We start from the raw sequence: 26,052 nt of genomic DNA on the forward strand, positions 1-26,052 counted from the left end.
TAGGGTGGTGCTTCAGCCCACAATCGGGCGGTGGGCTGAAGCCCACCCTTGGGGCTGTGGAGCGGACCTTCGGCCCGCATAGCGATTGAAATCGCCCCCACAAGGATCAGTTGCGGCCGAGCAGGGTCCAGGCGCCGTTCTTCACCTGGATCAGCTCGCGGCCGCGCTCGTCGAAGCCGCTGTGGTCCTCGGCGGTCATGTTGTAGACGCCCTGGGTGGCCGGTACTTCGTGGCTGGCTTCCAGGGCGTCACGCAGGGCGCTGCGGAACTCCGGCGTGCCCGGCTGGGCCTTGGCGGCGGCCTGGGGAATGGCCTTCTGCAGCAGCAGGCCGGCGTCGTAGGTGTTGGCGCCGAAGGTGGCGGGCTTGCTGCCGTTGAGCTTCTCGTAGGCGGCTACGTACTCGCCGGCGATGGCCTTGGACGGGTGGCTGTCGGGCACCTGGTCCAGCACCAGCATCAGGCTGGCGGCGAGGATGGTGCCTTCCACCTTCTTGCCGCCGAGCTTGAGGAAGTCCGGCAGGGCGGCGCCGTGGGTCTGGTACATCTGCCCGCGATAGCCCTGGTCGAACAGGGTGGTCTGCGGCAGCACCGCGGCGCTGCCCGGCGCGGCCACCAGCACGGCGTCGGGGCGGGAGGCCAGCACCTTCAGGCTCTGGCCGGTGACGGAGGTGTCCTGGCGCTGGAAGCGCTCGCTGGCCACCAGCTTGATGCCGTGTTCGGCGGCCATGGCGGACATCACCCGGGCCCAGTTCTCGCCATAGGGATCGGCGGTGCCGATGAAACCCAAGGTCTTCACGCCGCGGGTGGCCATGTCCTGCACCAGGGCCTTGGCGATCAGGTCATCGTTCTGGGTGGTCTTGAACACCCATTTTTTCTGCTCGTTCATCGGCAGCACCACGGCCGCCGTGCCCACCGGCGCCAGCAGGGGCACCCCGGCCTCGGCGGCGAACTGGATCACCCCCATCGCGTTCGGTGAGCCACTTGGGCCGATGATGGCGTCGACGTTTTCTTCGCTGATCAGTTTCTTCAGCGCCTTGACGGTGGCGGTGGGATCGCTGCCGTCATCCAGGGCGATGTACTTCACCTGCTGGTCCCCGGCCTGGGTGGGCAGCAGCGGCGTCGAGTTTTTCTGGGGCAGCCCGACCAGGGCGAGCGGCCCGGTGGAGGAGGTGATGACACCGACCTTCACTTCGGCCTGGGCGAAGGAGATGCAGGCAGCGCTGAGGAGCAGGGTGGACACGGCTTGTTTGAAGAGCATGACGTTCTCCGAGGGTTGCAAGGCTATTCGGCAGGCAATGGTCCGCAGGGCGCTCCAGGCCCGGAGGGGATGGATGCGCGGATGGCTCGCCGCCTTTTTTGTTGTTCTGGCGCCTGGTGGCGCTGCCGGCGGGTGTCCCGCCCGACGGAAGTGAAAGTGCAGCTCCCGTGCCAGAAAAACCTGCGCCCTGCCGGTGCAACGTCGGCGACAGCCTGTTCGCCGGTTCCACCAGCCCTTTCCTTCAGGGTTATCCAGTGAGCCTTTTGGGCCTTCCCCGAATGCCGCTTCACACCCTCTATGGCAAGCCTTTCAAGGGCGCTTGAGAGGGTCTTTTTTTATTCAAAAAACACGATTTTTTGAGCTAAAAAATCCATGTTTTAGCGCCAATTATTTCGACTCCAATTGCAAATATTCTGTTCGATAAACGCACGGCGTGCAGGTGCTGAATTGGACGGTGTTTCCGCTTTCGTGGATGTGAATATTTCTCAGTTTGTTAATAAATAATTGAAATATAAGCAATTTAATTGATTGGTTGGGCGTTTTTGAGAAATCAAACCTGTTACCGATCTGCACGGAAAGGGTGCTCGGTTACGTGAAAATGCACCGAATCTACACATTCATTTTCCAGTGATAATTCAATTGACATTTCACGTAATTCTTCTAATTCTGGATTTACGCAATCGGCACCCCGCACAGGGGTGGACGAGCCCCAACAAGAACGCCAATGGGTGATGCAGATGACGATAGTGGTCGAGAGGCTGGAACTGGGTGGCAGCGGAAGGACCGTGATGGTGAAGGACACCATCGATGTCGCCGGCCATCCCACCCGTGCTTCCAGCCGCGCGCTGGAAGACGCGCCCGACGCCGAGCGCCACGCGGATGTGGTCCAGGCATTGCTGGATGCGGGCTGCCGCCTCACCGGCAAGACCAGCCTGCATGAACTGGCCTTCGGCACCACCGGCCTGAATGCCTGGACCGGCACTGCGGAAAACCCGCGTTATCCCGGCCGCATTCCCGGCGGTTCCTCCAGCGGTTCCGCCGCCGCCGTGGCCGCCGGCCTCTGCGACTTCTCCCTGGGCACCGATACCGGCGGTTCGGTGCGTGTGCCCGCTGCCTGCTGCGGCGTGTTTGGCCTCAAGCCCACCTTTGGCCGCATCAGCCGCGCCGGCGTGATGCCCGCCGCGACTTCCCTGGATTGCGTGGGGCCCTTCGCCGCCAGCATCGACCTGCTGATCGAAGCCATGGCCGCCATCGACCCCACCTGCAAGGCATTGCCGGACGTCGGCGCCATCCGCATCGGCGTCGTGCCGGTGGCGGCCAACCCGGAAGTGCGGGCCGCCCTCGACACCGTGCTGGCAGCTGCGGATTTCCCCCTGGAAAGCACGCCGCTGCCCGGCATGCAGGCCGCCTACGACGCGGGCCTGGCGGTGATCAACCGGGAAACCTGGAACGCCTGCGGCCATCTGCTGGAAACCGGTCTGCTGGGCGCCGATATCGCCGCCCGCCTGCTGGCGGCGCGGGACACCAGCGATGCCGAGCTCGCGGAGGCCGAAGCGGTACGTGCTGCCTTCACCGCCGAAGTGGATGCCGCCCTGGCGCGTTGCCCGATCCTCGCCCTGCCGACCATGCCGGACTACCCGGCGCGGGTGGCGGATGCCGCGGACACCCGCGCCGCCATCGGCATGACCGCCTTCGTGCGACCGTTCAACCTCACCGGCCACCCGGCACTGAGCATTCCCTTCGAGGGTGCCTCGAAGCTGCCGGTCGGTCTGCAACTCATCGCCGCCAAGGGCGCGGACGAACTGCTGCTGGCAGTCGCCCGCGAGCTGGTGCGGCGCCTCGAACAATAACCAAGAAGCCCACCTGGAGAGCCCCATGTCTGCGCTAAGCGAGCTGGATTACCAGCGCCCCGCCCCCATTACCGCGAGTGAAGGATTCCAGGCGCTGCTCGCCGATATCCGCGAGCGTGCCCGGCGCGAGGAATTCGACCGGCAGAAATTCATTTCCCATGACGTGATCGAGCGCTTCAAGGAACTGGGCGTCTACCGCGCACTGGTGCCTGCCCGCTTCGGCGGCGACCAGCGCACGCCCATGGATTTCTGCCAGATGGTGGAGGACATCTCCGCCGCCGACGGTTCCGCTGGCTGGGTCGCCAGCTTCGGCATGAACCCGGTGTACCTGGCGGCGCTGCCCCTGGCCACGCTGGAGAAGGTCTACGCCAACGGTCCGGACGTGGTCTTCGCCGGCGGCATCTTCCCGCCGCAGCCGGCCGCATTCGTCGAGGGCGGCCTGGAAGTCAACGGTCGCTGGAAGTTCTCCAGCGGCTGTATGGGCGCCAACCTGATCGGCGTCGGCATCAGCCCGAAGAACGGCGACACCGTCGGCCTGCCGCGCCTGGCCGTGATGCCGCGCGAGAAGGTGAAGATCGAAGAAACCTGGGATGTGGTCGGCCTGATCGGCACCGGCAGCCATGACGTGGTCATCGAAGGCGTGGTGGTGCCCGAAGAATGGACCTTCGTTCGCGGCGGTCCGGCCAACCTCGACGAGCCGATGTTCCGCTACCCGTCCCTGTCCTTTGCCACCCAGGTGCTCTCGGTGGTGGGCCTGGGCGTGGCCCGCGCCGCCCTGGACTACCTGTCCGGTATGGCCAGCGGCCGTTTCTCCGTCACCGGCGCCCCGGCCCTGGCCGACCGCCCGCTGGCGCAGATGCAGATGGCCAAGGCCGAAGCCGAACTGCGCGCCGCCCGCGCCTGGTTCTTTGAGGCCATGGAAAGCGCCTGGGCCAGCCTGCTGGCGGGCGATCCGGTGAGCGTGGAGCAGACCAACCTGCTGCGCCTGTCCTCCACCCACGCCACCCGCGTGTCCGCCGAAGTGGCGCGCACCGCGCAGATGCTCTCCGGCATGACCGGCGTGTACCGGGACAACCCGCTGTCGCGCTTCGTCAACGACACCCTGGTGATTACCCAGCACGCCTTCATGGGCGACATGACCTACCAGAACGCCGGGGCGATCTTCTTCGGCAACAAGCCGCTGCCCGGCTACCTGTGAATACCAACTGACTGATCGGTGATTGTGATGAGTGAGAAAAAAGCCCTGCGCGTCCTGTTCTGCATGGGGATCAACCAGAACTTCTTCGACGCCCCGCGCGAGGAGCAACTGCAGGTCTGGGCCGCCTTCAGCGAGATGTGGAACGGCATCCACGACCTGCCCGGGGTGAAGGTGTTCGGCAACATGGACGACGACCAGAGCATGGTCGGTCCCAGTACCGGCTATCCCTGGACCACCTACCTGCTGGCCGACGTGCCGGACATCGAAACCGTGCACGCCGCCTGCAACCTGTTCCGCACCACGCCGGTGGGTGATGGCACCTGGAAGCTGTGGCGCTACGCCAAGGTCGAGGCCCGCACCGGCCGCGAACTGATCATCCAGCGCGCGTGACCGCCATGAGCCAAACCCTCGAAGCCCGTCTGCGCCAGCTGGAAAGCGAACACGCCGTGCGGGCCTGCATGAACCGCTACATGGAGCTGTGCGATGCCCTCGACGCCAGCACGCCGCTGGACGAACTGGCCGGACTGTTCACCGCCGACGCGGTCTGGGAAGGCAAGGGCGCCAGGTACGCCAGCAGCTTCGGCGGCTACCAGGGCCGCGAAGCCATAGCCGCCATGTTCGACACGTACAGGGTGGAGCCGGCGCACTTCGCCCTGAACGTGCACTTCCTCTGCTCGGAGCTGATCCGTGTCGAGGGCGTGGAGGCCATCGGCAGCTGGGTGATGTTGCAGACCTCCACCTTCGCCAGCGGCGCCTCGCACCTCAATGCGGCGCGCCTGACGGTGAAGTTCCGCGAGGAGGAGGGCACCTGGCGCATGGCGCATTTCCAGACCGAGAACCTGTTCAGCCGCCCGGTGGAGGCGTGGAACAGCGACGCGCACCTGCCGGTGCCCGGCAAATGACGATGGCAACCGCCAACAGGACATTTTGTGAGTCGGCGTACCGCGCCGACGAGGAGTGATCGTGACCAACCTGATCGAAACCGTGAACCTGGCCAGCTCGCCGGCCGACCTGGTGCTGCACGACCGCGTGCACACCTCCCTCTACACCGACGCCCGCATCTTCGACGAAGAGCTGGAGAAGGTCTTCTACAGCACCTGGGTCTGGGTTGCCCACGCCAGCGAGATTCCCGAGTCCGGCAGCTACAAGAGCACCTACATCGGCAAGCAGCCGGTGATCGTCGTGCGTGACCGCAAGAAGGACGTACACGTGCTGCTCAACCGCTGCCGCCACCGTGGCGCCACCGTCTGCGAGCACAAGAAGGGCAAGGCCGCGAGCTTCGTCTGCCCCTACCACGGCTGGAGCTATGCCCTGGACGGCAGCCTGCGCGGCGTACCGCACCCGGAAAGCTACGCCGACTGCCTGGACAAGGGCGAACTGCCGCTGGTGAGCCTGCGGGTCGAGCAATACAACGGCATGATCTTCGCCACCTTCAAGGACGATATCGAGCCGCTCTCCGACTTCCTCGGCCCGGCCAGGAAGTGGATCGACCTGTTCATGAAGCAGGGCGCCGGCTACGGCGTGAAGGTGTCCGGCGAGCACCGCTTCCGCTTCCCCGGCAACTGGAAGATCCAGCTGGAAAACACCACCGACGCCTACCACTTCCCGCTGGTGCACAAGTCGTTCCTGTCCTCGGTGGACGAGCAGACCCTGGAACTCTTCGATTTCGTGAAGGGCCCGGGCTATGTCGAAGACCTCGGCAACGGCCACAGCGTGATGGTGATGATCCCCGAACTGGTGGACCTGGAAGCCGACCTGGACAAACCGATCCCCGAGCGCTTCGAGGCCCTGGCCATCGATCTGCGCGCCGAGGGCATCGAGGAACAGCAGGTGCGCCGCATCGTCCGCGCCGTGGGTGGTTCCGGTTTCAACCTCAACCTGTTCCCCAACGTGGCCTGCTCCATGGCCTTCTTCCGCGTGCTGCAACCGATCTCGGTGAACGAGACCGAGATCCATCACGCGGTGATCACCATGGACGGCGGCCCCGCCGTGGCCAACCGCTATCGCCTGCGCCTGCACGAACACTTCCAGGGCCCCATGGGCTTCGGCACCCCGGACGATTCCGAGGCCTGGGAGCGCGTGCAGAAGGGCGCCCAGGCCGGCACCGACCTCTGGATCATGCTCAACCGCGGCCTGCCTGGCGAGAAGCCGAGCGAGGACGGGCTGATCAGCGACGTGAGCGCCGAGACCGGTATGCGCGCGGCCTATCAGCAGTGGAAAAAGATGATGTCGGCGTAAGGAGAAGAGAACGATGAACCTTGAATTGCTCAACCACGTCAGCGCCTTCATCTGGCAGGAAGCGGACATGCTCGACCACGGCGAATTCGACGCCTGGCTGAACCTGTGGACCGACAAGGGCACCTACATCATCCCCATCGATCCCACCGAGACCGACTTCGAGAACACCCTGAACTACGCCTACGACGACCACCACATGCGCAAGCTGCGCGTGCAGCGCCTGATCGGTGGCGAGTCCATCTCCACCAGCCCGCGCGCCCGTACTGTGCGCGACCTGTCGCGCTTCCGCGTGCTGGGCGAGGACGACGGCTTGGTGACCGTGCGCTGTGCACAGAACCTGCGGGAATTCCGCAAGGACGTGCTCAAGCACTACACCGCCGACATCACCTTCCAGCTCAAGCGCGAAGGCGAGGGCTTCAAGATCCAGCGCAAGCTGATCCAACTCATCAACTCCACCGATACCCTCGCGGGTATTGGCTACATCCTGTAAGGGCGCCGCCATGAACCAGATTGCACTGGTCACCGGCGCCGCCCAGGGCCTCGGCCTCGCCATCGCCAACCGCCTGTTCACAGCAGGTTACGCCGTGGTGATCACCGACCTTTCGCTGGAACGCGCCCAGGCTGCCGCCGACAGGCTCGACCCCAGCGCCCAGCGCAGCCTGGCGCTGAAGCTCGACGTGGCCAGCAAGGCCGACTTCGAGCTGGCGCTGGCAGCGACCCTGGAACGTTTCGGCGCCCTGCACGTGGTGGTGAACAACGCCGCCATGACCATGACCACGCCTGTGATGCAGATCAGCCCTGAGGAATTCGACCGTGTCCTCAGCCTCAACACCCGCAGCGTGTTCGTCGGCTGCCAGGTGTTCGGCGCGCACATGGCGGCGGCTGGCTACGGGCGCATCGTCAACATGGCGTCGCTCGCCGGGCAGAACGGCGGCACCGCCACCGGCGCGCACTACGCCGCGTCCAAGGGCGCCATCGTCACCCTGACCAAGATCTTCGCCAGGGAGCTGGCGGCCGCTGGCGTCACCGTGAATGCCATCGCCCCGGGGCCGATCGAGTCCCCGGCGGTGCGCGCGGCGGTGCCGGCGGAACGCATGGAAGGGCTGCTGGCCAATATCCCGGTCAAGCGCCTGGGCGATGCCGATTTCCTCGGCGATCTGGTGGTGCAGCTGGCGCGTCCGGAAGCCTATTTCACCACCGGGGCGACCTGGGATGTGAATGGCGGCCTCTTCATGCGCTGATGAAAGAACGCCGCGGGTGCGTGCCCCGCGGTCTGTGAAACGAACGAGAACAAGCAGCACCTCGAAAGGTGCGGGAAGGCCGGTATGAATGAGCAAGTGTTGAATCTGGTGGTCCGCAAGCGGGTGGAGCAGGGCGAGGGCGTGGTGATCCTCGACCTCGCCGACCCTTCGGGCAAGAACCTGCCGGCGTTCGAGGCCGGCGCCCATGTGGATATCCACCTGAAACCCGGCCTGGTGCGCCAGTACTCCCTGTGCGGTGACCCGGCCAACGCCTCGGTCTACCGCCTGGGCGTACTGCGCGACCCGGATTCCCGTGGCGGTTCGGTGGCGGTGCACGAACTGCTGCAGGAAGGCAGTGAAGTCGCCGTCGGCGCCCCGCGCAACCTCTTCCCGCTGGCGCCCGGCGCGAGCCGTTCGATCCTCATCGGCGGTGGCATCGGCATCACCCCGATGATCGCCATGGCCCACGAGCTGGCCGCCAAAGACAGCGCCTTCGAGCTGCACTACTGCGGCCGTTCGCGCAGCCGTAGCGCCTTTCTCGACGAACTGGCCGACGCTGACTTCGCTGCCTGCGTGCACACCCATTTCGACGATGAAGACGCCGCGCAGAAGCTCGACCTGCCCGCCGTGCTGGGGCAGCCCGCGGAGGGTGTGCATGTGTACGTCTGCGGCCCGGCCGGGTTCATGGACTGGGTGATCAGCGAGGCGCGCAAGGCCGGCTTTGCTGAGGATCACATCCACCGCGAGTACTTCCAGGTGCAGGTGGATGCCAGCGGCGAGGGCTTCGAAGTGGTCGCCCAGCGTAGCGGCAAGACGGTCCAGGTGGTCGAGGGCCAGAGCATCCTCGACGCCCTGGCCGGTGCCGGCATCAAGATCGAGATTTCCTGCGAGCAGGGCGTCTGCGGTACCTGCCTGTGTGACGTGCTGGAAGGCGAACCGGACCACCGCGACGTCTACCTGACCGATGAAGAGAAGGCCGCCAACGACCAGATCCTGGTCTGCTGCTCGCGTGCCAAGTCGAAAAAACTGGTGCTGGACATCTGACAGCGAAGGGGCAAGACCATGGTCGATACCACTGGATTCCGTAATGCCATGGCGCTGCTGGGCGGCGCCGTTTCGGTCATCACCACCGATGGCGTAGCCGGGCGCTGGGGCTTTACCGCCTCGGCGGTGTGCAGCGTCACCGACCAGCCGCCGACGCTGCTGGTGTGCATGAACCGCTCCTCGTTCGCCAACGGACATTTCAAGCAGAACGGCGTGCTCAGCGTGAACGTGCTGACCGCCGAACTGAAGGACATCTCCGCCGTGTTCGCCAACCGCGAACTGGACTCCGAACAGCGCTTCGCCCGCGCCAGCTGGAGCACCCTGGAAAGCGGGTCGCCGCTGCTGGACGACGCCCTGGTGAGCTTCGACTGCCGCATCGCCCAGGCCCATGAAGTGGGTTCCCACACCATCTTCTACTGCGAGGTGCTGGGCATCCGTCATGGCAAGAGCCAGGAAGGCCTGGTGTATTTCAACCGCGCCTACCACCGCCTGGGAGACGCCTCGCGCTCGGCCTGCTGATCCGGGTGCGGTGGGCTGGGTTGATGTAGGAGCGAGCTTGCTCGCGAAGGATCGTCGCAGGGATGTTCGCCAGCAAGCTGGCTCCTACGGCGAACTTCGTAGGTTGTGGCTGAGCTACGCGAAGCCCAACAAACGGTGTTGAAAGGAATTTCGGAGTCACTCCGGAATATCGGGTGAAGTTGTAATTCATCCGTTTAGAAGTTTTGCCCATAACTAGAAATCGAGGGTGCCCGTACATGTTCGGGTGGCGGGCCTTGCTACGACCTTTTTGCAGTAAGTGGTTATAAAAACAATAGGCGGATCAACTGCCGAAGTTGCTCTTTTCGGTAATTGATCCGCTCCCACTCAATGTGCATTGCGTGCACATGTAATAAGGATCACGTCCATGTTTCAGAACAGCTGGCTGGCCCGCGGCGTCGCTGCCGCAGGCCTGATGGGGATGTTCATGCCGATATCCGCCCAGGCGGACTTCGTGAAGGATCGGCAAATCAGCCTTGGCCTGCGCAACTTCTATATCGACCGTGACTTCAAACAGGATGATGCGCCGAAGTCGCGCCTCGGAAGCTGGACCCAGGGTTTCGACTTGCGCGCCATCTCCGGATATACCGAAGGCACTGTGCAGTTCGGTCTCGATATATCCGGACAATATGCTTTCCGCCTCGATGGCGGCGGTGGCCGTGGCCCGGACAGCATCATTCCCTACGACGACAGCAAGGGCGAGCAGACCCACGAATATGGCCGCGCCGCGCTGACCGGCAAGATGCGTTATTCGAAGACCGAACTGAAGGTCGGCGAACACCGCCCGATGCTGCCGGTAGCCTTCTACGACGACTCCCGCCAACTGATCACCACCTACCACGGCTTCCTGCTGGAGTCCCGTGAGGTGGACAGGCTCACTCTCACCGCCGGGCGCTTCACCGAGATCAGTAGCCGCGAATCCTCCGGCCGCGAGAAGATGTACCTGTTCAACGGCCCGGACATCAAACGCCGCAGCGACGGCCTGAACTTCGGCGGCGCCACCTATGCGTTCAGCCCGGCGCTGAATGCCAGCTACTTCTACGGCCAGCTGGAAGACATCTACCAGCAGCACTACCTGGGCCTGACCCACAACGCCGACCTGGGTGGCGGCTACGGCCTGAAGACCGACCTGCGCTACTTCGACAACAGCGAAGACGGCAAGGCGCTCTACGGCGACATCGACAACCGCTCCTACGGTGCCATGGCCACCCTGCGCAAGGGCGCCCATGCCATCGGCGTCGGCTACCAGCGCATGCTCGGCGAAAGCGCCTTCCCGACGCTCAACGGCTTCGCCCCGCAGCCCTACCTGGTGAACTGGTCCACCGTCGGTTTCGTCAAGCCGAACGAAAGCTCCTGGCAGCTGCGCTACGACCTCGACTTCGCCGCCTACGGCGTGCCCGGCCTCAAGCTGATGACCCGCTACCTGCGCGGCACCGGCATCGACCGGGGCAACAACGCCCTGGAGCAGAACGTGGAGAGCGAACGCAACTTCTACCTCAGCTACGTGGTGCAGAGCGGCCCGCTCAGGGGCGTGGGCTTCGAGTGGCGCAACATCGACGTCAAAACCCGCTACGGCAACGGCGCCGCCTCCGGGCCGGACTATCAGGAGAACCGCCTGATCACCACCTACACCTTCAAGTTCTGACCCGCCCGGGCCGACCGGAAACGGTCGGTCCCGCATTTTTTGACTGGCAGCGAGACCCCGATGCGACTCTTCGAACTCATCACCTTCACCCTGCGCGTGCGCACCCCGGCTGCAGCCCTGGCGCGCCTGGAATCCACCCTGGCCGAGGCGCTGCCGGGCTGCACCCTGGTGGGCTGCTGGGCCTCGGAAATCGGTCCGCTGAACCAGATCGCCGTACTGCGTGGCTTCGCCGACGAGAACGCCCGCCAGACCGAGCGCGAGCGCTTCCTGCTGGCACGGGATGCCTTCGGCATCGAAGAATTCATGCTGGATATGAAGGTGGAGAACTACAGCCTCTTCCCCTTCCTCGAGCCCCTGTTGCCGGGTGCCCACGGCCCCTTCTACGAATTGCGCGAATACAACCTGATTCCCTCCGGTCTGACGCCCACCCTGGAAGGCTGGAAAAAAGCCGTCGGGCCGCGTACTGGCGAGAGTTATTCACAGGTCTACGCGGCCTTCTACGCCACCGACGGCCGCACGCCGCGCTACCTGCACATTTGGCCCTACGCCAGCCTGGAACAGCGCCTGGACGTTCGCACGCGGGCGGTCGAAGACGGTGTATGGCCGCCAGAGAATTCCGGACCGCAACTGCGGGAAATGCATTCCACCGTCTACCTGCCGGCGAAGTTCTCGCCATTGCAGTAGGCGAAACTCTTTCTAGCTTTACCTCGGCCCGTTCCACTCCTTTGCGGGCTTTTTTTCTTGCGGTAGGGGCGCTTGCTTTTTTGTGGGGGCGAATTCATTCGCTATGGGCAACGAAGCTGCCCCGAGTATCCCGGGGCAGACCTGCGGCCTGCTCAGCGAATGAATTCGCCCCCACAGAAATGACCGACTCACCGGCTGTGCTAACCGATATGCCCCTCGGCCAGCTCTTCGATCAATGCCAGGCAATGGGTCAGCGCCGGGGAGGCGTCGCCCGTGCGGCGGCTGATGATGATGGGCGAGGTGGCCTGGGCTTCCTGCAGGCTGGCGTAGCCGATGTCGATGCGGTGCAGCACCTGCACCGAGGCCGGCACCAGGGTGATGCCGATGCCGGCGGCCACCAGGCCGATGGCGGTCTGCAGTTCGTTGGTCCACTGCGCCACCTCGATCTGCAGGCCATAGGCGGCAAACAGCGACAGCACATGGTCGGCGTAGCTCGGCCGCGGGTTGCCCGGATAGAGCACGAAGGGTTCCCGGGCGAGGTCGGTGAGGCTTACCGGACCCGGCAGCAACGGGTGCCCGGCGGGCAGGGCGGCCACCAGCGGGTCGAGGGTGAGCACCTCCTGCTGGATGGCCGGATCATTGATGTGGATGCGGCCGAAGCCGACGTCGATGCGCCCGGCCTTGAGGGAGTCCACCTGCTGCAGGGTGGTCATCTCCGACAGACCCAGTTCCAGGCCGGCATCGCTGCGCAGGCGGCGGATCAGGTCGGGCAGCACGCCGTACAGGGTGGAGGGGGCGAAGCCGATGCCGAGCCAGGCTTTCTCCCCCGAGCCAATGCGGCGGGTATTGTCACAGACCTTGGCCAGCTGCTCGAGAAGGGCGCTGGAATGTTCATGGAAGAAACGCCCGGCTTCGGTCAGGCGCAGGGGCCGGCCACGGTCCAGCAGGGGCACTCCCAGCTCCTCTTCGAGCTGCTGGATCTGGCGGCTCAGCGGTGGTTGGGCAATGTGCAGGCGTTCTGCGGCGCGGGTGAAGTTGAGGGTTTCGGCAAGCGCCTGGAAGTAGCGAAGGTGGCGAAGCTCCATGAAGACTCCGGGGCGGTGGCTTTGCGAGAGCCTCGATACTTTAAAGGTATCGAGCTAGACAAACTCTATATTGGACCCCGCGATTTGTCGCGGCCACTATCGGGACCAGATGAAACGAACCTGATGGGTATTGAAGTGAGTCAAGTCCTGATCGAAAGCGTCGAGGCGATCATCGTCGACCTGCCGACCATCCGCCCGCACAAGCTGGCCATGCACACCATGCAGAACCAGACCCTGGTGGTGATCCGCCTGCGCTGCTCCGACGGCATCGAGGGCCTCGGCGAGTCCACCACCATCGGCGGCCTGTCCTACGGCAACGAGAGCCCCGAGAGCATCAAGCAGAACATCGACAGCCACCTCGCTCCGCTGCTGGTCGGCCAGGACGCCTGCAACATCAATGCTGCCATGCTGCGCCTGGACAAGGCCGCCAAGGGCAACACCTTCGCCAAGTCCGGGCTGGAGAGTGCGCTGCTCGATGCCCAGGGCAAGCGCCTTGGCCTGCCGGTGAGCGAGCTGCTCGGCGGCCGTGTGCGTGACGGCCTGGAAGTGGCCTGGACCCTGGCCAGCGGCGACACCGCCAAGGACATCGCCGAAGCCGAGCACATGCTGGAAATCCGCCGCCACCGCATCTTCAAGCTGAAGATCGGCGCCGGTGAAGTGAACCGCGACCTCAAGCACGTGATCGCCATCAAGCAGGCCCTGGGCGACAACGCCAGCGTGCGCGTCGACGTCAACCAGGCCTGGGACGAATCCGTCGCCCTGCGTGCCTGCCGCATCCTCGGCGACAACGGTATCGACCTGATCGAGCAGCCCATCTCGCGCATCAACCGTGCAGGGCAGGTGCGCCTGAACCAGCGCAGCCCGGCGCCGATCATGGCCGACGAATCCATCGAAAGCGTCGAAGACGCCTTCAGCCTGGCCGCCGACGGCGCTGCCAGCATCTTCGCCCTGAAGATCGCCAAGAACGGCGGCCCGCGTGCCGTGCTGCGCACCGCGCAGATCGCCGAGGCGGCCGGTATCGCCCTGTATGGCGGTACGATGCTGGAAGGCTCCATCGGCACCCTGGCGTCGGCTCACGCGTTCGTCACGCTCAAGCAACTGACCTGGCACACCGAGCTGTTCGGCCCGCTGCTGCTGACAGAGGAAATCGTCAGCGAAGCGCCGGTTTACCGTGACTTCCAGCTGCACGTGCCGCGTACCCCGGGCCTTGGCCTGGCCCTGGACGAAGAGCGCCTGGCGTTCTTCCGCCGCAAGTAAAGGAGACCGTCCCATGCTGTTCCACGTGAAGATGACCGTGAAACTCCCGGTCGACATGGACCCGGCCAAGGCTGCCAAGCTCAAGGCCGACGAGAAGGAGCTGGCCCAGCGCCTGCAGCGCGAGGGCAAGTGGCGCCACCTGTGGCGCATCGCCGGCCACTACGCCAACTACAGCATCTTCGACCTCGCCAGCGTCGAGGAGCTGCATGACACCCTGATGCAGCTGCCGCTGTTCCCCTACATGGAGATCGAGGTGGACGGTCTCTGCCGCCACCCGTCGTCGATTCACGAAGACGATCGCTGATCGTTTCGCGCCCGATAAAAACAAGATGAGGAAATAGCCATGACTATCAAACTGTCCAGCAACGAAAGCGTCCAGAAGTTCTTCCAGGAAGTCAGCGGTTTCAACAACGACCAGGGCAGCCAGCGCATGAAGAAGCTGGTCAATCGCATCCTGATGGACACCATCAGGATCATCGAAGACCTGGAAGTCACCACCGAGGAATTCTGGAAAGCGGTGGACTACCTCAATCGCATGGGGGCCCGTGGCGAAGCCGGCCTGCTGGTTGCCGGCCTGGGCCTGGAGCACTACCTCGACCTGCTGCTGGATGCCCAGGACGAACAGGCCGGCCTGACCGGCGGCACGCCGCGCACCATCGAAGGCCCGCTGTACGTGGCCGGCGCGCCGATCTCCGAGGGCGAGACCCGTATGGACGACGGTACCGATGCAGGCACCGTGATGTTCCTCCAGGGCCAGGTGAAGGACACCGAGGGCAATCCGATCGCCGGTGCCATCGTCGACCTGTGGCATGCCAACACCAAGGGGACCTATTCCTACTTCGACACCACCCAGTCCGACTACAACCTGCGTCGCCGCATCGTCACCGACAGCGAAGGCCGCTACCGCGCCCGCAGCATCGTGCCGTCCGGCTACGGCTGCCCGCCGGATGGCACTACCCAGGAAGTGCTGGACCTGCTGGGTCGCCACGGCAATCGTCCGGCGCACATCCACTTCTTCATATCCGCGCCGGGTTATCGCCATCTGACCACCCAGATCAACCTGTCGGGCGATGAATACCTGTGGGACGACTTCGCCTACGCCACTCGCGATGGCCTGGTGGGCGAAATTCGCTTCACCGAAGACGCCGCCGCTGCCGCTGCCCGTGGCGTAGAAGGCCGCTTCGCCGAAATCGACTTCGACTTCCAGCTGCAAAAGGCCCCGAGCCCCGAGCTGGAAGTCATCCGCGACCGCGTTCGCGCCGAAGCCTGAGTCCCCGACCTGGCGGGGGAGGCTACTTCCCCCGCCCGCCCATTGAGCCGGCCCTTTGGCCGGCTTTTTTCTGCGCGCGAAAGGCCTGGTGATTCGCGGCAAATCGTAGCCTCTCCCAAAGGGAGAGGTGCTGTCCGTGCAGGTTTGCCAGGGAGTACCCGGCGCGAGTCACCCCTCTACCCCTGGGAGAGGGGCCGGGAGTGAGGGGAGTTGATCGCTCGCTCGATATCGCGAATGAATTTGCCCTGCAAACTTGCTGTCTTCAGCCCCAACTCCCCGGATAACCATCCCCGACTATCCGGATTTCCCGCTTCCTCCGATTGCCGCCTAATCGACGAACATCCATCGGAGGTACCCATGACCCGTCCCAGCGATCCGGCCGAACTGGCCGCCTACTACGACGTGCAATACAACGCCCGCGCCAGCGTCGAGGACTTCGACCAGTACCCGCGCCAGTACCGCGCGCTGAGCGACGACGCCCACGCGTCGCTGCCCTGCTTCAAGGACGTGCCCTACGGTCCGGGCGCCGCTGAGCGGCTGGATATCTTCCCCGCCAGAAGACCGGATGCGCCGGTGTTGCTGTTCATCCATGGCGGGTACTGGCGCGCGCTGTCCAAGGCCGACTCGGCCTTCATGGCGCCGGCGCTGACGGCTGCCGGGGCGTGCGTGGCGGTATTGGATTACGACCTGGCCCCGGCGGTGAGCCTCGACCACATCGTCGACCAGACCCGCCGTGCACTGGCCTGGCTGTATCGCCATATCGCCGGGTTCGGCGGCGACCCGCGGCGGCTCTACGCCAGCGGTAGTTCCGCCGGTGGACATCTGACGGGCATGCTCCTGGCTGGCGGCTGGCATGAAAGTCATGGCGTGCCGGACGACGTGCTGCGCGGCGCGCTGCCCATCAGTGGGCTGTTCGACCTGCATCCATTGCTGGACACCCATATCAACGGCTGGATGGGGATGGACGAGGCGGCGGCGCGGCGCAATAGCCCGACCTTCCACCTGCCGACGCGGGAAGCGGAACTGGTGATCAGCTATGGGGCATTGGAAACTGCCGAGTTCGCCCGGCAGTCCCATGAGTTCCTCGAGGCCTGGCGCACGAGCGGGCTGCCGGGGCGCTTTGTCGAAGCGCCCGGCAGGAACCATTTCGATGTGGTGCTGGAGCTGGGGCAGCCGGGGACGCCGTTGTATCGGGCGGTGGTGGAGTTGATGGGGTTGTAAGGGGCGTGGATCTATCTGTTGTGGGGGCGATTTCAATCGCTGAGGGGCACGCAGTGCCCCTAAAGGCAGACCTGCGGCCTGCATCGCGAATGAATTCGCCCCCACAGGAAAAGCAGCCCACAGGAAATCCACCGGCAGCAGTGCTCGTCAGAACAGTGCCAATGTGTAGTTGAGGATCAGGCGGTTCTCGTCGATATCGGTGCGGTAGTTGGAGCGTGCGGTGACATTGCGCACGCGCACGCCCAGCCCCTTGAGGGCGCCGCTCTGGATCACGTAGCCGATGTCCAGGTCGCGCTCCCGATCCTTGCCTTCGAAGCCCAGGCCCGTGTCCACGTTATCGCCGGTGATGTAGCGGGTGCTGGCCACCAGGCCGGGAATGCCGAGGGCGGCGAAGTCGTAGTCGTAGCGCACCTGCCAGGAACGCTCGTCGGCGGAGGCGAACTCGTAGGTCGGCACTTCGTTGCCCAGTGGGGTGATGTTGGCGAACACCTTGGGGAAGCCCTGATCGCCGAACATGCCCTGGTAGCCGACGAAGAAGGTGTGGCCGCCACGCTTGGCCGAGAACAGCGAGTAGAAGGCCTGGTTGTCGATTTCGCCGATCAGCTTCTTGCCATCCTCGCTGGAGTCGAAGTAACCGAGGTTGGCGCCCAGCACCCAGTCGCCCACCGGCTCGCTGTGCTTGAGGCCGAAGAAGCGCTGGTCGTAGATGTCTTCCAGCTGGGCATACCAGGCGCTGAGCGTGGTGCGGTTGGAATTGAAGGCGTAGTCGGCGCCCGCGTAGTTGAAGGCGTCGCTGGACGCCTGGCGCTGCGGCTGGAAGGCGATCTGGGCCTGGAGCTTGTCGTCGCCGGCCTCGTTGCGCAGGCTGGTGGATTTCAGGTGGCCGCCCTGCAGGGTGAGCCCGGCAAGCTCGCTGGAGGTGACGCTGGCGCCCTGGTAGCTGGGCGGCAGCAGGCGGATGTCGCTGAACATCAGCACCGGCAGGTTGGGTTGCAGTTCGCCCACTTTCAGCTCGGTTTTCGACAGGCGCAGCTTCCCGGCCACGCCCAGTCGGCTGTAGTCGTCGGCGGCCTCGCCATCCTCCTGTACCGGCAGCAGGCCGGTATTGACCCGGTCCGGGCTGCTGTCGAGCTTGATGCCAAGGGTGCCGATGGCATCCAGGCCGAAGCCCACCGGACCTGGGGTGTAGCCGGACTTGAAGTTGAGGATGAAACCCTGGGCCCACTCCTCAGCCTTGGACTGCTGGTTCGGGCCGACGATGTCGGAGAAATCGCGGCTGAAGTAGTAGTTGCGCAGCTGCAGGGTGGCGGTGGCGTCCTCGATGAAGCCGGATTCCGCGGCCAGCGCGCTGAAGGGGAGGGTGCTCAAGAGGAGGGGTAACGCACGGGACTTATCGATCATCGCAAGGCTCTTCTTCTTCTGGTTTTTTGGGCGCAACCGTCCGCCGCCGGCTTGTTGCGAAGCCGGCGGGAGTCGGGTTGCGTCGGGGTTGCCGGTCCGTCGTGACTACGGGCCGGGCAGATCAGGGGCGCGCTAGACGCCCAGGTATCGGTGCGAAAGTTCGGGGGCGGCCGCCAGTTCCGCTGGCGTGCCCTGCCAGACCTGGCGGCCCTTCTCGATGATGTGATGGCGGTCCACCACCCGCGCCATCTCCTTGAGGTTCTTGTCGATCACCAGGATGGTCTCGCCCTCGGCCTTGAGGGTGGCCAGGCAGTTCCAGATGGTCTCGCGGATCACCGGGGCCAGTCCTTCGGTGGCTTCGTCGAGGATCAGCAGCTGCGGGTTGGTCATCAGCGCGCGGCCCACCACCAGCATCTGTTGCTCGCCGCCGGAGAGGGTTCTCGACAGTTGCTCCTGGCGTTCTTCGAGGCGCGGGAACAGCGCGTAGATGCGCGCCAGGTCCCACTTGCCGCCCTTGCTGGCGGTGGCCAGCAGGTTCTCCTTCACGCTCAGGCTGCCGAAGGCGCGGCGGCCTTCCGGCACCAGTCCGAGGCCGGCCTGGGCGATGCGGTAGGGCGTAGCGCCGCGCATTTCCTTGCCGTGGATGCGGATGTTGCCGGCGCTGGGCCTGAGCAGGCCCATGATGGATTTCACCGTGGTGGTCTTGCCCATGCCGTTGCGGCCGATCAGCGACACCACTTCGCCCTGTTCGATCTTCAGGTGCATGTCGAACAGCACCTGGCTCAGGCCGTAGCCGGCCTGCAATCCACTGACTTCAAGCATGTTCTTCCCCCAGGTAGGCGGCGCGGACCTGCGCGTTGCCGCGGACTTCTGCGACGGAGCCGGTGAGGATGGTCTGGCCGTAGACCAGCACGGTGATGCGGTCGGCCAGGGCGAACACCGCGTCCATGTCGTGCTCCACCAGCAGGATGGCGTAGCGCCCCTTGAGCGACATGAGCAGCTCGGTCATGCGCGCGGATTCCTCCGCGCCGATCCCGGCCATGGGTTCGTCCAGCAGCAGTACCGAGGCCTCCTGGGCCAGCGCCAGGGCCAGTTCCAGCTGGCGGCGTTCGCCGTGGGACAGCTCGCTCACGCGGTCTTCGGCGCGCGGGCCGAGGCCGACCTGCTCCAGGTAGCCGCGCGCCGGATCGAGCAGGCTGCGGTCGCGGGACAGCGGCTTCCACAGGCCGAAGCTCTTGCCTTCGCGGGCGGCGATGGCCACGGCAACGTTCTCCAGCAGGCTGAAATCCGGGTACAGCTGGCTGACCTGGAAGGAGCGCGCCAGGCCCAGGCGCGGACGCTCGTGGGCGGGCAAGTCGGTGATGTCCTGGCCGGCGAAGAGGATCTGCCCCTTGTCCGGACGGATTTCCCCGGCGATCTGCGAGATCAGCGTGGACTTGCCGGCGCCGTTGGGGCCGATGATGGCGTGCAGCTCGCCGGCGGCCAGTTCCAGGTTGGCGCCGTTGGTGGCCTTCACCGCGCCGAAGGCCTTCTCCAGGCCACGGATGGACAGTTGCGCGCTCATGGGTGCACCTCGCGGGTGGTGGCGACGGGGGCGGGCCGGGTCACGGACTTGTGCGGCCTGCTGCCGCCCAGCAGCAGGCCGAGGACGCCCTGGCGGCCGAACAGCACCACCAGCAGCAGGAGCGGGCCGAAGATCAGCAGCCAGTGCTCGGTCCACAGGCTCAGCAGTTGCTCCAGGCCGAGGTAGACGGCCGCGCCCAGGACCGGGCCGAGCAGGGTGCCGACGCCACCGAGGATGACCATCGCCATCAGCTCGCCGGACTTCTGCCAGGAAGCCATGTCGGGGCTGACGAACAGCGCGTAGTTGGCCCAGAGCAGGCCGGCAAGGCCAGCGCCGAGGCCGGCGATGACGAAGGTGGTGAGGCGGTAGCGCAGGGGTTTCAGCCCCAGGCTGATGGTGCGCCGTTCGCTCTGCTTGAGGCCGCGCAGGACGAAGCCGAAGCGCGAGCCCACCAGGCGCCGGCAGAACAGCAGCCAGGCCACCAGCAGGGCCAGGCAGAGGTAATAGAACTGGTTGGCGTCATTCAGGTCGAGGCCCGGAAGGCTGTTGCGCTCGTTCATCAGGATGCCGTCGTCGCCGCCGTAGAGGGACAGCGAGCCGAGGATGAAATAGAGCATCTGGCTGAAGGCCAGGGTGATCATGATGAACTGCACGCCGCTGGTGCGCAGCGACAGGTAGCCCATCACCAGGCCGAGCAGGGCGCAGCAGAGCAGGGCCAGCGGCCAGACCAGCAGCGCACTGTTGCTGCCTTCCCAGCCCCACAGCGGCATGCCCTGGGAGGTGTGGAAGGCGATGATGCCGACCACGTAGCCGCCCAGGCCGAAGAAGGCGGCGTGGCCGAAGCTGACCAGGGCGCCGTAGCCGATCAGGAGGTCCAGGCTGGCGGCGGCCATGCCGTAGATGGCCAGGCGGGTGAACAGGCTGACCAGGAAGGGTTCGTCGAGCAGCGCCGCCAGCAGCGGCATCAGCGCGAAGGTGGCCAGGCAGGCCAGGTCGATAAGCAGTCGACGGGACATGGGAATCTCCTCAGGCACGGGCCGGCAGCAGGCCGCGTGGACGCACCAGCAGCACCAGGGCCATGACGATGTAGGCGCTGGCTGAAATCAGGCCGCCACTCAAGGCGCCGCTGGCCTCGGCCGGCAGCAACTGGTCCAGCAGCGGCGGGATGTAGGCACGACCGAGGCTGTCGACCATGCCGATCAGCAGGGCGCCGGCCAGGGCGCCGCGTACCGAACCCACGCCACCGACGACGATGACCACGAAGGTGGTGATCAGCACCTTCTCGCCCATGCCGATTTCCACCGAGAGCAGCGGCGCCGCCATGAAGCCGGCGAGGCCGCAGAGCACGCAGCCGAAGACGAACACCAGGGTGTAGAGGCGGCTGATGTTGACCCCGAGGGCACCGACCATTTCGTGGTCGTCGGCGCCGGCGCGGATCAGCATCCCCAGGCGGGTGTGGTTGATCAGCAGCCACATCCCCAGGGCCACCAGCAGGCCGGCGCCGATGAACAGCAGGCGGCTGACCGGATACATCAGGCCGGGCAGCACTTCGACGAAGGCGTTGTACCAGTCCGGCGTGGGCATGGCCGGCGGGCTGCGGCCGAACAGCAGGGTGATGAGTTCGTTGCTGAAGAACACCACGGCCAGCGTCGCCAGTACCTGGTCGAGGTGGTCGCGGTTGTAGAGGCGGCGGATGATCCCGGTTTCGATCACCAGGCCATAGAGCGCGGCGCCGGCCAGGGCGGCCAGGCCGCCGAGCCAGAAGGAGCCGCTGGCGATGGCGGTGTAGGCGGCGCAGAACGCACCGACCATGTAGAAGGCGCCGTGGGCCAGGTTGATGACGCCCATGATGCCGAAGATCAGGGTCAGGCCGGAGGCGAGCAGGAACAGCAGGGCGCTGTACTGCAAGCCGTTGAGAAGTTGTTCGAGCAACAGCATGGCGAAGTCCTGCGGTGATGGCCCGCCGGGATGGCCGGCGGGCTGGCGGTTCAGGTCGGGATCAGAGCGCGCACTGGGGCGCGTAGCTGTCCACCTGGGCCTTGGCGATGGTCTTCACCGGCACTTCGGCGAGCTTGCCGTCGGCGCCGGCCTGGACCTTGAGCAGGTGCCAGTCGATCACCGCGTGCTGGTTGCTGCCGAAGCGGAAGTCGCCACGCACCGAGTCGAAACGCGCTTCACGCAGGGCCGCGCGGAAGGCGTCGGGGTTTTCCAGGTTGCCGTTGGTGGCCTTGAGGGCGGAGCCGATCAGGCGCGCGGTGTCGTAGCCCTGGGCGGCATACATGGTGGGCGCGCGGTTGTACTTCTCGGTGAAGGCCTTGACGAAGGCCTGGTTGGCCGGGTTGTCGGACTGCGGGTTCCAGCCGCTGACCACGTTGACGCCCTCGGCCACGTTGCCGGTGGCGGCGAGCATGCGTTCGTCCATGGAGAACACCGGCACCACCATCGGGATGCTCCTGGCCAGGCCCGAGCTGCCGTACTGCTTGGCGAAGTTGATGCCGCCACCGCCCGGATGGAACTGGAACACCGCGTCCGGGTTCAGCGAACGGATGCGCGCCAGCTCCACGGAGAAGTCCAGCTGGTTGAGCTTGGTGTAGATCTCGGTGACCTCGCCCTTGAAGGTGCGCTTGAAGCCCGCCAGGGCATCGCGGCCGGCCTGGTAGTTGGGCGCGAGGATGACCATCTTCCGGTAGCCCAGGTCGTTGGCGGCGACGCCGGCCATCTCGTGGGGCACGTCGTTCTGGTAGGAGGCGGCGAAGTAGTTTTGTTTGCACTGGGCACCGGCCAGGTTGGAGGGCGCGGCGTTGGTGCTGATGTAGAAGCGGTCGCCCTGGGTGGCCCCGTTGACCACGGCGGCGAGGACATTGGAGAACATCACGCCGGTGTAGAGCGAGATGCCGTCCAGGCTCATGCGGTCGATGATCTGCTTGCCCCGGGCGGGCTGCAGGCCGTCGTCCTCCACCACCAGTTCCACCGGCACGCCGCCGAGCTTGCCGCCTTCCTGGTCCATGGCCAGGCGGAAGGCGTCGCGGGCGTCTTCGCCCAGGTAACCGGCGGGGGTGGAAAGGGTGGTGATGAAGCCGATGCGCACAGGGTCCTGTGCCAGGGCGGGGAGGGAAGAGGCCAGCGCGGCCCCGAGCATCGCAAGGTGCAGGGTCTTTTTCATGGTTACCGCCTTGGTTGCGCAGTGCCGTCGTGACCCGGCCTGCTTAGTTGTTGTTCGGGCAGTTGGTGAAGCGGGTGGAGCGTGTTTGTTGTGGTTATGGGCACGCGCCGGGATGGGCGTGCATCGGACCCGTAGGAGCGAGTTTGCTCGCGAACGCGCCGCGCATTCGCCAGCAAGCTGGCTCCTACAAGTTCCTACGGAGGTCGGAGTGGGACCTCAGGTATTGCTCTCGGTGAACTTCTCGAAATACAGGTGGCCGTTGTCGATGCCGTTGTCGGCAAGCCAGGTCTTCACCGACTCCACCATCGGCGGCGGGCCGCAGAGGTACATGTCGAAGGGCGCCTCGCGCAGGGCGGCGGCGTCGAAGTGCTCCGGCACATAGCCGCGCTTGCCGTTCCACTCCTGGCCTTCGTCGCTGATCACCGGGGTGAAGCTGAAGTCCGGGATGCGCTCGCAATAGTCCTGGATGCGCTGCAGTTCGCAGAGGTCGGCCACCTGGCGCACGCCGTAGAACAGGTGCACCGGCTGGCCGCAGCCACCGCGTTCGGCAATCTCGTCGAGCATGCCGAGGAAGGCCGAGAGGCCGGTGCCACCGGCCACCAGCAGCAGCGGTTTCTCGATGTGGCGCATGTAGAAGGCACCCAGCGGAGCCTCGAAGTGGATCTCGTCACCCACCTGGCAGCGCTCGCGGATGTAGTTGCTCATCACCCCGTCCGGCAGCAGGCGGATGAGGAACTGCAGCTTGTTCTCCGCATTCGGCCGGTTGGCGAAGGAGTAGGAGCGTTTCGAGTCCGTGCCCGGCACCTGCAGGCGGGCGTACTGGCCCGGCAGGAAGTCCAGGTGCTGGCCGTCGATACCGGCATCCAGGTGGAGGATGGCGGTGGTCGGCGACACCTGCTCGACATGGGTGACGATGCCGCGTTCCTGCACCGTCTTCGCCGCGCCGCAGAGGGAGGAGTCGAAGTCGAAGTAGAAGGACGCGTCGGACTGCACGCGGGTCTGGCAGGTGAGCATCTTGCGCTGTTCCAGGTCCTTGGCCGACAAGGCCTCCTCGTCCACGTAGTCCATGGCGTAGCGGCCGGACTCGCAGCGGCCCATGCAGGTGCCGCAGACGCCTTCGCGGCAGTCCAGCGGAATGTTGATGCCGTTGCGCAGGGCGGCATCGAGCAGGATCTCGTTGCCCTGCACGGGGAAGAACAGGGTTTTGCCGTCGGCAAAACTGAAGGCGACCTTGTGGTTCATGGCGCGTACATCCGGGCAATCAGAGGTGGTAGAAGTCGAGCACCGCGTTGATGGTGTCGTTGAGCAGCAGCATGTGCTTGCGGGTGATCTTCCAGCTCTCGCCGGCTGGCTTGAGGTGGTAGGTCGCATGGCCGAAGAACTGCTCGGCCTGGCCCAGCCGGTAATACAGCGTGTGCCAGTTGGCCTTCACCTCCAGTTGGCCGTCGTCGCGTTCCGCGATGCGCACGTTGCTGATCTGGTGCAGGGTGCGCGGCATCGGGATGGTCGAGGCGGCCTTGCCGGTGCGGATGCGGAACACACGGTCTTCAAGGCCCGAACGGTTGCTGTAGTAGATCAGCGACATGCCGCGCTTCGGGTCCCTGGTGTACTCGTGCTCGGAGTCCCACTGCGGCAGGTGGTATTCGCACTGCTCGTCGAACAGGTCCAGGTAGGCGTCCCAGTCCTGGGCGTCGCACAGTTCGGACTTGCGATAGAGGAATTGCTCGATCTGGTATTGCAGCTGCGGGTTCATGCCTGCACCTCCTGCAGTTTCAGGGCTTTCTGGTCCAGGCCGCGGAGCAGGAAGCGCTGCCAGTTGGCGTGCTGGTTCACGTAGAGGCCTTCATGGGTGAATTCGGTGCCGGTCATCACCGGGGCGATGCCCAGGGTCTGGCTGTTCGGGGTGGCGCCGGTGACCCACTTGTCATAGCCGCGGGAGATGTCGCTCCAGCGTTCCAGGCGGCCCTGGAAGCCGCGCTGCTGTTCGCGGAACTCCACCAGGTCGTCGGGGGTGCCCATGCCGGAGACGTTGAAGAAGTCCTCGAACTGGCGGATGCGGCTTTCGCGGTCGGCGTCGGACTCGCCCTTCACGCCGATGCACTGGCTGATGATCTCGGTCTTGTTCCAGGCCAGCGGGCGGACGATGCGCAGCTGCGAGCTGATCTGGTCCATGAAGAACAGGCTGGGGTAGATGTTCAGGTTGCGCAGGCGATGCATCATCCACTCCGCCTTGCCCTGGCCGAACTCTTCCACCAGGCGCGGCATCACGCTGGCGTAGCCGGGGCGCACGGTGGGGTTGGGCATGTCGCTGAACAGCACGCTGTGGCCGTTGTTGAAGGAGAACCAACCATCGTCGGTCGCGGCGTCGCCGGCGCCCAGCTTGCTGTAGTCCAGGGTGCTGCTGGCGCCGCCTTTCTCGGCGTTGACCTGCTGGCGATGCTGCACGGTGGCCACGTAGTTGTAGTGCACGGTGCTGACGTGATAGCCGTCCAGGCCGTTCTCGTTCTGCAGCTTCCAGTTGCCGTCGAAGGTGTAGGTGGACTTGCCGGGCAGCACTTCCAGTTCACCGGTGGGCGACTGGGCGACCATCATGTCGAAGAACACCCTGGCGTCGCCCAGGAAGTCTTCGAGGCTGTCGGTGCCGGCAACATCGAGGCTGATGAAAACGAAGCCCTTGTAGCTCTCGATGCGCGCCTTCTTCAGGCCACGGGTGGCCTTGTCGAAACCTTCCGGGTACTCGCCCGGCGCCTTGACCTTCACCAGACGGCCGTCGCTCTTGTAGCACCAGGCGTGGAAGGGGCAGGTGAAGGTGGACTGGTTGCCCTTGCCGACGCGAGTGAGGGTGGCGCCGCGATGCTGGCAGGCGTTGATCAGCGCGTTCAGCTGGCCGTTGCCGTCGCGGGTGATGATCATCGGCTGGCGGCCGGCGCGCAGGGTCACGAAGTCATGGGCATTGGGGATCTCGCTCTCGTGGCAGGCGTAGATCCAGTTCTTCTCGAAGATCAGTTCCATCTCCAGGTCGAACAGTTCCGGCTCGGTGAAGATGTCGCGGGCGATGCGGTACACGCCTTCGTCGGGACGGAAGTCCAGGCAGCCGCTGACGTACTCTCTCCACTGCGCAATGTTTTTATTCGAAGTATTCATGGGTGGCACCTTCCACATCGGGCGAAACAGTGGAGGTCATTAGAAGGAGCCTTGCCCTGGCGGGTCTATCCGCTTGGTTGGCAAACAAACGCCAAAAATTTTGGCCGCCTACCGAACGCTTGAAAGCCCCGTCACCCGGGCCTTTCAAGGGGTCACGGGCAGCCTGAATAAACGGATAGCCTTCGCCGAAAAAGCGGATGGCCAAGCGCGGCCGGAGAGGATTGAAATCTGCCTTTGCCATGCCGCCGGAGC

Annotated in this window: 27 protein-coding genes; 15 read left to right on the forward strand and 12 right to left on the reverse strand. The window is 65.1% G+C overall.

The window, feature by feature from the left end:
- Positions 1 to 106 precede the first annotated feature (106 nt).
- The gene (locus tag ACFW0B_RS03450) at positions 107 to 1,258 is read right to left on the reverse strand and encodes an ABC transporter substrate-binding protein (RefSeq protein WP_449146555.1); all 1,152 of its coding nucleotides are present in this window, start codon (positions 1,256 to 1,258) and stop codon (positions 107 to 109) included.
- 737 nt (positions 1,259 to 1,995) lie between these two features.
- Here ACFW0B_RS03450 and ACFW0B_RS03455 point away from each other — a divergent pair.
- The 11 genes from ACFW0B_RS03455 (at position 1,996) to ACFW0B_RS03505 (ending at position 11,695) form a co-directional block, all read left to right on the forward strand.
- Complete coding sequence (locus tag ACFW0B_RS03455) at positions 1,996 to 3,108, forward strand: amidase (RefSeq protein WP_449146793.1); 1,113 nt, start codon at positions 1,996 to 1,998, stop codon at positions 3,106 to 3,108.
- 25 nt (positions 3,109 to 3,133) lie between these two features.
- On the forward strand, positions 3,134 to 4,306 hold the full coding sequence (locus ACFW0B_RS03460; protein ID WP_449146556.1) for an acyl-CoA dehydrogenase family protein: 1,173 nt from the start codon (positions 3,134 to 3,136) through the stop codon (positions 4,304 to 4,306).
- A gap of 27 nt (positions 4,307 to 4,333) precedes the next feature.
- Positions 4,334 to 4,696, forward strand: a complete 363-nt coding sequence (locus ACFW0B_RS03465) for an IacB protein (RefSeq protein ID WP_449146557.1) — start codon at positions 4,334 to 4,336, stop codon at positions 4,694 to 4,696.
- Positions 4,697 to 4,701: 5 nt separating this feature from the next.
- Positions 4,702 to 5,208 carry a nuclear transport factor 2 family protein gene (locus tag ACFW0B_RS03470; protein WP_449146558.1) on the forward strand — a complete coding sequence of 169 codons (507 nt, stop codon included), beginning with the start codon at positions 4,702 to 4,704 and terminating at the stop codon, positions 5,206 to 5,208.
- 61 nt (positions 5,209 to 5,269) lie between these two features.
- Entirely contained in the window at positions 5,270 to 6,544 is a 1,275-nt protein-coding gene (locus tag ACFW0B_RS03475; protein WP_449146559.1) for an aromatic ring-hydroxylating oxygenase subunit alpha, read from the forward strand.
- Positions 6,545 to 6,557: 13 nt separating this feature from the next.
- Positions 6,558 to 7,034 (forward strand): aromatic-ring-hydroxylating dioxygenase subunit beta, encoded by a 477-nt coding sequence (locus ACFW0B_RS03480; RefSeq protein WP_449146560.1) that lies wholly within the window; start codon positions 6,558 to 6,560, stop codon positions 7,032 to 7,034.
- 10 nt (positions 7,035 to 7,044) lie between these two features.
- Positions 7,045 to 7,785: an SDR family NAD(P)-dependent oxidoreductase gene (locus tag ACFW0B_RS03485; protein WP_449146561.1), complete on the forward strand. Its 741-nt coding sequence runs from the start codon at positions 7,045 to 7,047 to the stop codon at positions 7,783 to 7,785.
- 84 nt (positions 7,786 to 7,869) lie between these two features.
- Positions 7,870 to 8,829, forward strand: a complete 960-nt coding sequence (locus ACFW0B_RS03490) for a PDR/VanB family oxidoreductase (protein ID WP_449146562.1) — start codon at positions 7,870 to 7,872, stop codon at positions 8,827 to 8,829.
- Positions 8,830 to 8,847: 18 nt separating this feature from the next.
- Positions 8,848 to 9,348, forward strand: a complete 501-nt coding sequence (locus tag ACFW0B_RS03495) for a flavin reductase (protein WP_449146563.1) — start codon at positions 8,848 to 8,850, stop codon at positions 9,346 to 9,348.
- A 385-nt stretch (positions 9,349 to 9,733) separates the two neighbouring features.
- Complete coding sequence (locus ACFW0B_RS03500; RefSeq protein ID WP_449146564.1) at positions 9,734 to 11,011, forward strand: OprD family porin; 1,278 nt, start codon at positions 9,734 to 9,736, stop codon at positions 11,009 to 11,011.
- A 60-nt stretch (positions 11,012 to 11,071) separates the two neighbouring features.
- Positions 11,072 to 11,695, forward strand: coding sequence for an NIPSNAP family protein (locus ACFW0B_RS03505; RefSeq protein WP_449146565.1), 624 nt, complete (start codon positions 11,072 to 11,074; stop codon positions 11,693 to 11,695).
- Positions 11,696 to 11,895: 200 nt separating this feature from the next.
- On the opposite strand, the gene ACFW0B_RS03510 is transcribed toward ACFW0B_RS03505, so the two are convergent.
- Positions 11,896 to 12,780 carry a LysR family transcriptional regulator gene (locus ACFW0B_RS03510; RefSeq protein ID WP_449146566.1) on the reverse strand — a complete coding sequence of 295 codons (885 nt, stop codon included), beginning with the start codon at positions 12,778 to 12,780 and terminating at the stop codon, positions 11,896 to 11,898.
- A gap of 135 nt (positions 12,781 to 12,915) precedes the next feature.
- On the opposite strand from ACFW0B_RS03510, the gene ACFW0B_RS03515 reads away from it, so the two are divergent.
- From ACFW0B_RS03515 to ACFW0B_RS03530, 4 genes are all read left to right on the forward strand, one after another.
- On the forward strand, positions 12,916 to 14,037 hold the full coding sequence (locus ACFW0B_RS03515) for a muconate cycloisomerase family protein (RefSeq protein WP_449146567.1): 1,122 nt from the start codon (positions 12,916 to 12,918) through the stop codon (positions 14,035 to 14,037).
- A 13-nt stretch (positions 14,038 to 14,050) separates the two neighbouring features.
- Positions 14,051 to 14,341, forward strand: coding sequence for a muconolactone Delta-isomerase (gene catC, locus ACFW0B_RS03520; protein WP_003449325.1), 291 nt, complete (start codon positions 14,051 to 14,053; stop codon positions 14,339 to 14,341).
- A 39-nt stretch (positions 14,342 to 14,380) separates the two neighbouring features.
- Positions 14,381 to 15,307: a catechol 1,2-dioxygenase gene (gene catA, locus ACFW0B_RS03525; RefSeq protein ID WP_449146568.1), complete on the forward strand. Its 927-nt coding sequence runs from the start codon at positions 14,381 to 14,383 to the stop codon at positions 15,305 to 15,307.
- 357 nt (positions 15,308 to 15,664) lie between these two features.
- Positions 15,665 to 16,528 (forward strand): alpha/beta hydrolase, encoded by an 864-nt coding sequence (locus ACFW0B_RS03530; protein ID WP_449146569.1) that lies wholly within the window; start codon positions 15,665 to 15,667, stop codon positions 16,526 to 16,528.
- A gap of 147 nt (positions 16,529 to 16,675) precedes the next feature.
- Here ACFW0B_RS03530 and ACFW0B_RS03535 read toward each other — a convergent pair whose 3' ends face one another.
- The 10 genes from ACFW0B_RS03535 to ACFW0B_RS03580 all read right to left on the reverse strand — a co-directional run bounded on the left by ACFW0B_RS03535 (position 16,676) and on the right by ACFW0B_RS03580 (position 26,041).
- Positions 16,676 to 17,929 carry an OprD family porin gene (locus ACFW0B_RS03535; RefSeq protein WP_449146570.1) on the reverse strand — a complete coding sequence of 418 codons (1,254 nt, stop codon included), beginning with the start codon at positions 17,927 to 17,929 and terminating at the stop codon, positions 16,676 to 16,678.
- Positions 17,930 to 18,061: 132 nt separating this feature from the next.
- Positions 18,062 to 18,751: an ABC transporter ATP-binding protein gene (locus ACFW0B_RS03540; RefSeq protein ID WP_449146571.1), complete on the reverse strand. Its 690-nt coding sequence runs from the start codon at positions 18,749 to 18,751 to the stop codon at positions 18,062 to 18,064.
- Positions 18,744 to 19,493: an ABC transporter ATP-binding protein gene (locus tag ACFW0B_RS03545; protein ID WP_449146572.1), complete on the reverse strand. Its 750-nt coding sequence runs from the start codon at positions 19,491 to 19,493 to the stop codon at positions 18,744 to 18,746. The genes ACFW0B_RS03540 and ACFW0B_RS03545 overlap by 8 nt, the downstream gene beginning before the upstream one ends.
- Positions 19,490 to 20,509 carry a branched-chain amino acid ABC transporter permease gene (locus tag ACFW0B_RS03550; RefSeq protein WP_449146573.1) on the reverse strand — a complete coding sequence of 340 codons (1,020 nt, stop codon included), beginning with the start codon at positions 20,507 to 20,509 and terminating at the stop codon, positions 19,490 to 19,492. The genes ACFW0B_RS03545 and ACFW0B_RS03550 overlap by 4 nt, the downstream gene beginning before the upstream one ends.
- A gap of 10 nt (positions 20,510 to 20,519) precedes the next feature.
- Positions 20,520 to 21,431: a branched-chain amino acid ABC transporter permease gene (locus ACFW0B_RS03555; protein WP_449146574.1), complete on the reverse strand. Its 912-nt coding sequence runs from the start codon at positions 21,429 to 21,431 to the stop codon at positions 20,520 to 20,522.
- Between the two features lie 61 nt (positions 21,432 to 21,492).
- Positions 21,493 to 22,656, reverse strand: coding sequence for an ABC transporter substrate-binding protein (locus ACFW0B_RS03560; protein WP_449146575.1), 1,164 nt, complete (start codon positions 22,654 to 22,656; stop codon positions 21,493 to 21,495).
- Positions 22,657 to 22,872: 216 nt separating this feature from the next.
- Entirely contained in the window at positions 22,873 to 23,898 is a 1,026-nt protein-coding gene (gene antC / locus ACFW0B_RS03565; RefSeq protein WP_449146576.1) for an anthranilate 1,2-dioxygenase electron transfer component AntC, read from the reverse strand.
- A 19-nt stretch (positions 23,899 to 23,917) separates the two neighbouring features.
- On the reverse strand, positions 23,918 to 24,409 hold the full coding sequence (antB, locus tag ACFW0B_RS03570; protein WP_449146577.1) for an anthranilate 1,2-dioxygenase small subunit: 492 nt from the start codon (positions 24,407 to 24,409) through the stop codon (positions 23,918 to 23,920).
- The gene (gene antA / locus ACFW0B_RS03575) at positions 24,406 to 25,800 is read right to left on the reverse strand and encodes an anthranilate 1,2-dioxygenase large subunit (protein ID WP_449146578.1); all 1,395 of its coding nucleotides are present in this window, start codon (positions 25,798 to 25,800) and stop codon (positions 24,406 to 24,408) included. The genes antB and antA overlap by 4 nt, the downstream gene beginning before the upstream one ends.
- Positions 25,784 to 26,041: a hypothetical protein gene (locus ACFW0B_RS03580; protein WP_449146579.1), complete on the reverse strand. Its 258-nt coding sequence runs from the start codon at positions 26,039 to 26,041 to the stop codon at positions 25,784 to 25,786. Before ACFW0B_RS03580 ends, antA begins: the two co-directional genes overlap by 17 nt.
- Between the last annotated feature and the right edge of the window lie 11 nt (positions 26,042 to 26,052).

The organism is Metapseudomonas phytobenefica, from assembly GCF_043392685.1.
Taxonomy (GTDB): Bacteria; Pseudomonadota; Gammaproteobacteria; order Pseudomonadales; family Pseudomonadaceae; genus Metapseudomonas.